Origin of the sequence: Shewanella sp. SM23, assembly GCF_025654295.1 — a bacterium.
GTDB classification, from domain to species: Bacteria; Pseudomonadota; Gammaproteobacteria; order Enterobacterales; family Shewanellaceae; genus Shewanella; species Shewanella oncorhynchi.
In genome coordinates, this window is record NZ_JAKKRM010000037.1 from 1 (window position 1) to 7342 (window position 7342).

6 protein-coding genes, 1 tRNA gene and 1 rRNA gene are annotated in these 7342 nt (G+C 44.8%); 2 read left to right on the forward strand and 6 right to left on the reverse strand.

Annotated features, from left to right (window positions below; translation table 11 throughout):
• On the reverse strand, positions 1–144 hold a 144-nt coding region (locus L5L98_RS21940), incomplete at its 3' end, for a transposase (protein ID WP_263140584.1).
• Between the two features lie 226 nt (positions 145–370).
• On the opposite strand from L5L98_RS21940, the gene L5L98_RS21945 reads away from it, so the two are divergent.
• Entirely contained in the window at positions 371–598 is a 228-nt protein-coding gene (locus tag L5L98_RS21945; protein WP_105250390.1) for a hypothetical protein, read from the forward strand.
• 18 nt (positions 599–616) lie between these two features.
• On the opposite strand, the gene L5L98_RS21950 is transcribed toward L5L98_RS21945, so the two are convergent.
• From L5L98_RS21950 to hemE, 3 genes are all read right to left on the reverse strand, one after another.
• Entirely contained in the window at positions 617–1420 is an 804-nt protein-coding gene (locus L5L98_RS21950; RefSeq protein ID WP_113941707.1) for an SDR family oxidoreductase, read from the reverse strand.
• 75 nt (positions 1421–1495) lie between these two features.
• Positions 1496–4075: a putative bifunctional diguanylate cyclase/phosphodiesterase gene (locus L5L98_RS21955; RefSeq protein WP_263143534.1), complete on the reverse strand. Its 2580-nt coding sequence runs from the start codon at positions 4073–4075 to the stop codon at positions 1496–1498.
• A 416-nt stretch (positions 4076–4491) separates the two neighbouring features.
• Positions 4492–5556, reverse strand: coding sequence for a uroporphyrinogen decarboxylase (hemE, locus tag L5L98_RS21960; RefSeq protein WP_263143536.1), 1065 nt, complete (start codon positions 5554–5556; stop codon positions 4492–4494).
• Between the two features lie 457 nt (positions 5557–6013).
• Here hemE and rsd point away from each other — a divergent pair, with 457 nt between their 5' ends.
• On the forward strand, positions 6014–6493 hold the full coding sequence (gene rsd / locus L5L98_RS21965; protein WP_105250394.1) for a sigma D regulator: 480 nt from the start codon (positions 6014–6016) through the stop codon (positions 6491–6493).
• A 495-nt stretch (positions 6494–6988) separates the two neighbouring features.
• On the opposite strand, the gene L5L98_RS21970 is transcribed toward rsd, so the two are convergent.
• Positions 6989–7065, reverse strand: a tRNA-Asp gene (locus tag L5L98_RS21970).
• 36 nt (positions 7066–7101) lie between these two features.
• A 5S ribosomal RNA gene (gene rrf / locus L5L98_RS21975) occupies positions 7102–7217 on the reverse strand.
• Between the last annotated feature and the right edge of the window lie 125 nt (positions 7218–7342).

Below are 7342 nucleotides of genomic sequence, written 5' to 3' on the forward strand. Positions count from 1 at the left end.
TGAAAGAGATTGCACGATAGATTGTCCTGTATGAGCTGCAAGTTGAGCCGCCAACTGTACAAGCCGTTTGGTCCTTCGTACATCCCCTAATTTTGCGCGCTGAAAAATGCTCTGTGCCCAGAGTGATGGTTCACTTAAAAACATGGCATGTGGTATCTGAAACAAAAGGTCAGGATCAGATCAGGTTAATTAAAAATGGTTCAAAAAAATCCCCCGGGGCAAACCGAGGGATTTGTGTAGAAGAGACAGCGCTCTGGCGGGGTTTATGTTTACCTAAAAATGTGATGTAAAGCACATACCTAGGTTAAGATGACGTGCACCATTTAGCTTCTTATATTTTTAACAATCATGAAATTAATGGGGTAAATATATGGGTTATTCGATAAAAGATCTTATTTATCAAGGTGAAAAATCAGGCGTACATAACTGGCAAACCCTAGAAGGAGCCAGCTTTTACTGGCATCCAGATTGGTTTCATATTGCAGAGGATATGACGGGCCATAACGCGACTGTGACTATCGATATCGATGGGGACAAAGCGACCCAAAGTGAGGCAGAACAATCCATCATTAAGCACCTCAATAAGAGTGGCAAATAGCTTGTAGTGGCAAAGACTTTAGTGCCCGGAGGCGATTGCCCTGCGGGCAATTTTGTCGATTAAGCCTGGTGCGATCAGCTTAAGCCAACGCCCCAAACGACCGCGAAGTGAAGTAATCAGTTGACGGCCTCGAGTTGCAATCACTGGCAACATCATATTAGCGCATTGCTCAGCCGTCAGTATCTTAGCTTCCTGCATCGGAGATTTGCCTAAAGGATTACCTGCACCATCGAGGGCACGTTTGTGAATTTGTGACACCACAAAATCGGGGCAAATAACAGTTACGGCCACATTATCATCCACTAATTCAATCCGCAAAGAATCGAAAAAACCAATCACAGCATGTTTAGAAGCGGCATAACCGCTGCGAGTAGGAACGCCCGTTAATCCAGCGACTGACGCCACAACCACCACTTGGCCTTTACTGGCTTTCAAATGCGGTAACGCGGCATGGGTTAAATACGCTGGACCAAGATAATTCACCCGCATTATGTCTTCAAGCACCGAGAGCTGAGTCAGTTCATCAAAACGTGACCACATAGTCATGCCAGCATTGTTAATCAAAATATCGAGATGGCCATAATGCGCAACTGCAGCTTCAACTAAGGCTTCACACTGTTCTGGACTGGAGACATCGGCGGCAAACACAAAAGGAGGCGGACCATAATTAGCGATTTCTAAAGCGAGTGAGGCGAGACGTGTTTCATTACGCGCACTGAGCACCAGTTGGCAGCCCATTCGCGCCATTGCCACTGCGAGCGCCCGACCAATACCTTCTGAGGCACCCGTGATGATTACGACCTTGCCAGTGAGTCCATCCATAGTCATTCCTTTGTTATCGCTATGTTAATTACGCCTTTTGCTAAATTGGCATAATCACGCTAAAAGCGCAATCCTTCACGCGCGTTGTGCAAGCCTCATCTCATATTGCTCACGATAATTAGCTAAGGGTTGCGGGCGCCCTATCGCATAACCTTGCGCATAGTTAATGCCTATGCTCAACAACCTGTCAATAATATCCTGATTCTCAACAAATTCAGCAACAGTCTCGATTCCCATAACCCGACAAACATCCTGAATCGATTTAACGATGGCGTAGTCTTTAGCATTCACGGCGAGATTCTTAATAAAACAGCCGTCGATTTTGACATAATCCACCGGCAGCTCACGCAGATAGCCATAAGAGGCAAAACCACTGCCAAAATCATCCAGTGCAAATGAAAAACCGAGTTTACGTAACTGCTTCAACATTTCCATACCACGATTGCGATTTTGGATCGCGGTGGTTTCAGTAATTTCAAAACAAATACATTGGCTTGGAATATCAAAAATGTGTTGCTGCTGGGCGATATATTCCACCATACCTTCGGCGCCTAAACTATTGCCCGAAAGGTTGATCGAAATACAATGATCAGGCCAAAGCACGGGGTTCAAAGACAACCATAAAAAAGCTTTGCGGATGACTTCTTTATCGATATCAGGCATCAACTTAAAACGTTCTGCGGCGGCTATAAACTGCGCAGGCGCCAAAATGCGGCCACAGGGCTCTTGAATTCGTAACAGAATTTCCATTCGTTGTCGCTGCGGACCACTGCCTAGTCCGCGGATCGGTTGGTAATACAGAATCAACTCGTTTTCTTCAATCGCTTGCGCGATACGTACCGCCCACTTAGGCGCATTTCTTTGGTAGGTGAGTTCTTTATCTTTATCATCGTAAAAATGAATTTGATTGGCGCCCTTAGCTTTAGCGGCAATGCAGGCGATATCAGCGTCTTTTAATAACTCTTGTGCATCGATATAGGGGGCTCGGCCAAAGGCAACACCTATGCTGAGGCCAACTTTATAATTACAGTTTTTATCGTTCAACACTTGCATGGAGACTTGCGCGATCATTTGCTTCAGTAATTGCGCCACAGATAAGGCACTACGATTACAAATCACTAAACCAAACTCATCGCCACCAAGGCGCGCCAATAGCTCCTGTGGCCCAAGACAAGCCTGCATTGCCTTAGCCACCATAGCAAGCATACGATCGCCTGCAGTATGGCCACAGCTGTCGTTAATCAACTTGAATTGCTCCAAATCGAGATAACAAACGGCGATAGTTTTGGCTGAAGCGGCAAATTGGGGTAACTGCTCATCAAATGCCTGACGGTTTAGCAGCCCTGTAATGCTATCGAAATTTGCCCTTTTTTGTAGCTGGTGTTTAAGCAACTCTTCTTGAGTGATATCCCGCAATACCACGACAGTACCAACAATTTCTTTATCGTGATTACGCAGATTGCTAATACTGCGCTCCATAATCCGAGGCGAAGCAGTTAATAGCTTGATTTTCTCGACCTGCGGCGCTGATTCTTCGAGACGAATGCAGGTAAAAACCGCCTGATTCAACTGCTCCCCAGCCTTTAACAGACTCGCAAGGCTTTGACCTATGGCATAGCAACTAGCAACATCGAGAAGCAACTCGGCCCGTGGATTCATATAAATCACGTTGGCATCGACATCGGTCAAAATCACCGCTTCAGCAATGGATTCTAAGGTGATTTTCGCGCGTTCTTTTTGCTGATAAATTCTGGCCAGCAAGCTATTAACACGGCTGGCGAGCACTTCTAATTCTTCATTACCCTCGCTTGTAACGGGTTGATATACACTGGACATAGGATCGACCAGCGCCAATTGATGCATCAGATTTTTAAAGGGTTTGAGTAAGCCCGAACGCAGCCAAATATAACCAAGGCCAACAATAAACACACCAAAGAGAATAAATCCGAGCGATACCCAATCGAGTTGAAATTTAACCTCTCTAAAGGGACCATCGGAAAACAGTACTTGCAGGTAGACAGGCTTATCTTTTAGCAGGCTTGGAATGTTAATCGCGTCACTGTGCACACCATCAACTGTTGGCGTAACGTCGCGAGAATGGCTCATGCTCACCTTAGTCACCAATAAGGCCTGAGCATATTCCAGTAAGTCTTTATCAGTCAGTTGGCGCACAAGCAGCACAGATTCATTGGGCGCAGAAGCCACGGAAGTAACGACATAAGCATACTTGCCCATCAAATAAGCGCCAGCAACACTGGGCTTATCGGCACTGACAATAGCACTGGCGATTTCTCGTAACTTATCATTCTCAAAGGGACGTTCATTGGGGAAAAAAGGGTGCAATTCACCCTGCCGTAAAATATACCAACTCAGATTGGCTGACATTGAGCTATCGCGCCACGAGGATTCAAGCTTTTTAAGTTGATATTCATCTAATTGAGACAAAGGTAAGGCATAAATATTAGTGAGAAAGGTTAAGCGATCGACATCAATTTGAAACTGCTGCTGGATATTGGCAAGCTCACGGTTAGCACTATCCTGACGTAATAGCTCGACGCGATGGTCGTACCAATAACCAAGACAATAGGAGACAATTACCACCGCAGGGAGACAAAAGCCCGCAATAAATACCATTATTTTCTTGCCAATGTGCATCTCTTACCACGGCTTATTATGACTAAATTGATTGACGGCCTTGCATAATCCTTCACTGCGCCATGCAACATATCTCATTTGCGAATAGTATTAAACATCACTTCGCTTTAGTCGTTGCTAAAGTAGACATTTTCATGCAATTAAATCAATTTTATACCTTTGATTTAAATTAAAATTTATAAATAAAACGATTCTGAATTTTACTTTTTTATCAAGATAATTCACACATAATCAGTATGTGAATATAGGGAATTCAAGTCGTTGTTTAAAAGTAAGACTCATTAAGCTAGCAGACGATAGAAACCACCGCATACGCTAATCCATAAAGATACCTTCGCCAGAAGCTCCAACGCTATCAAATTCAAATGTCGGATATAAAACAGGCCCGCAAGCGGGCCTGTTTCGCAAACCAAAAATTATTTATGGTATTGCTTTGATTGCGCATGAACCGCCTTGATAAAGGCGCCAGCATGTTCTGGATCGACATGCTGATGAATACCATGGCCTAGGTTAAATACATGGCCAGTACCTTCACCATAACCCGCTAAAATATGACCAACTTCCTCTTCGATACGTGGAATTGGCGCATACAACATAGATGGGTCCATGTTGCCTTGCAATGCCACTTTATGGCCTACACGACGACGGGCATCGGCAATGTCTACCGTCCAATCCAAACCTAGTGCATCACAGCCAGTTTCTGCCATCGCTTCTAGCCACAAACCACCGCCTTTAGTAAACAGCGTCACTGGCACTTTACGGCCATCGGCAAAGCGCGTCAGACCATCAATAATCTTCTGCATATAACGCAAAGAGAACTCACGGTAAGCAGAGTGCGATAACGCACCGCCCCATGAGTCAAAAATCATTAAAGATTGTGCACCGTTAGCAACTTGAGCATTCAGGTATAAGATCACTGAATCGGCTAATTTATCTAACAGCATGTGTAATGCCATTGGCTCAGCGTAAGCCATCTTCTTAATTTTTTCGAAGGTTTTGCTCGAGCCACCTTCAACCATGTAAGTCGCTAAGGTCCAAGGTGAACCAGAAAAGCCAATTAACGGCACTGCGCCATTCAGTTCACGGCGAATAGTGCTAACAGCTTTCATCACATAACCCAGCTCATCCTCTGGATCTGGAATTGAGAGCTTTTTGATCGCATCGATAGTGTCTGTTGGGCTCTCGAAACGTGGGCCTTCACCCGCCTCAAAATACAAACCTAAACCCATAGCATCGGGCACTGTTAGGATATCGGAAAACAAAATCGCCGCATCAAGATCATAACGACGTAAAGGTTGCAGCGTGACTTCACAGGCAAGCTCATGATTTTTACACAAAGACATGAAGTCACCCGCTTGAGCGCGAGTGGCTTTATATTCAGGAAGATAACGGCCAGCTTGACGCATCATCCACACAGGGGTCACATCGACAGGCTCTTTTAGTAGGGCGCGTAAATAACGATCATTCTTTAATTCTGCCATTGGGCTTGGTTCCTAGTCTTATTGAGATCCGCTGGGTCGGTAGTTTAGCATTTACGCGAATAATGTAACCTTTATGTGCAAATTTATGTGAGCTATTCCCCATCATTGGCGTCGATTTGACCGCATAAACCGGAAAATGTTAGCCAGCTAACATACTGCTCATTTATTCGTAACGAAGTCACACTCAGACAGAAAAAAGTTGCGCCGGTTCCCCGCCTTTGGTATAAAAAGTCTGCGCTAGCAAGAACAATCAAGAAGCTCGTCGCATCGAGCCTGCTATAAACTTTACTCGCCCAACGATAGGTTTCTATCGTTGGGCTTTTTATTTGCATTTTTCGATACGAAACAGCTGGTTTGTCCATTTCGTCATTCTCGCAAATTCGCATGAAAAGAGTTGATCGATTAGCAACTTGTCCCTACATTAGAGTTATGTGCTGGCACTTAAATGGAATGCATCATGCTGAGAGAACTCGAAAAAGCAGAACAGAAGTGGGGCGGTTCAAACAAGCTTATAGATCAATGGCTAAAAAATCGTCGAAAACTGTTAGTGCATTACTGCCAAATTGCTGGGCTTCCTCCTTACGGTAAATCAGAAAAATCACTTCCCTCGTTCGAACATGTTAAATCTTTCTGTGACTTATTAGTTGACTATGTCTCCGAAGGACATTTCGAGGTCTATGATAAAGTCGTTAATGCCTGCAGTGAATATGGCGAATCAAGCAAAACGCTCGCACAACAAGTATTGCCCAAGATAACGCCAACCACGAATGCAGCATTAGATTTCAACGATAAATATGCGGAAACACAAGACGATTTCGTATTATATCAACTCGATAAAGACCTATCTGAGCTCGCCCATAACATGGAAACACGCTTCGAACTCGAAGATGAACTACTTGAAGTTCTCCATCGCAAACATTCTGAGCACAACCAGTAGCCCCCCTTCCTAAGCGCACCTTGCTGCATCTGTGCGCTTATCTATCCTTTCCCTCAATCGTTTTAAAAATGAAGTAGCATGGCTTTGGGCGATTACAGGAACACGTCCTAGTGCCATCAGACAGCAACCGTTTGAATCAAATTGAATCCGATAGAGCAGACGTAGTCATGGCCAAGGCAGCACACATTGGCAAATCGTTGTTTCAATAGGTATGGCGATATTGTTATGTAATGCTCGATAGCCTGAATGCATTAAGGAGTTACAGAGGATGACTCAGTTATGCTTTCGGGAATGGATAAATTTTGCTAATTAATAGAATTGGTTTAGCTTTACAACAAAAATTTCATATTCTGATAAGGATTTCATCTACATGATGCCCGAGTATGAGGATAACCATGTGCTTCTAGCCCGAAGCATGTGCGTCACTGACACGAATTATCCACGACGCCATAACGAAAAAAGCCTCATCTTTCGATGAGGCTTATCTCTTAATGTTGGCGGAGCGGACGGGACTCGAACCCGCGACCCCCGGCGTGACAGGCCGGTATTCTAACCAACTGAACTACCGCTCCTTTAGCTTAACGTCTACACGTTAACCTAAATTAGGCGCTTGGCGATGACCTACTCTCACATGGGGAGACCCCACACTACCATCGGCGCGTTTGCGTTTCACTTCTGAGTTCGGGATGGGATCAGGTGGTTCCACAAGGCTATTGTCACCAAGCAAATTCTTACTGGTTAATTGTCCGTCTGACGGCATTGTTTCCTCGCTACTGTGCTCATGTACTAACGTACACTCCGCGCCTCGCTCGTCACGGCTTTGTCAGCCTAACAATTTCCTGCGTAATT

Bases quoted from the DNA above. Each gene is read 5' to 3' on its own strand.
- L5L98_RS21945 (WP_105250390.1), top strand. From the start codon at position 371: ATGGGTTATTCGATAAAAGATCTTATTTATCAAGGTGAAAAATCAGGC.
- L5L98_RS21950 (WP_113941707.1), bottom strand. From the start codon at position 1,420: ATGGATGGACTCACTGGCAAGGTCGTAATCATCACGGGTGCCTCAGAA.
- L5L98_RS21955 (WP_263143534.1), bottom strand. From the start codon at position 4,075: ATGCACATTGGCAAGAAAATAATGGTATTTATTGCGGGCTTTTGTCTC.
- hemE (WP_263143536.1), bottom strand. From the start codon at position 5,556: ATGGCAGAATTAAAGAATGATCGTTATTTACGCGCCCTACTAAAAGAG.
- rsd (WP_105250394.1), top strand. From the start codon at position 6,014: ATGCTGAGAGAACTCGAAAAAGCAGAACAGAAGTGGGGCGGTTCAAAC.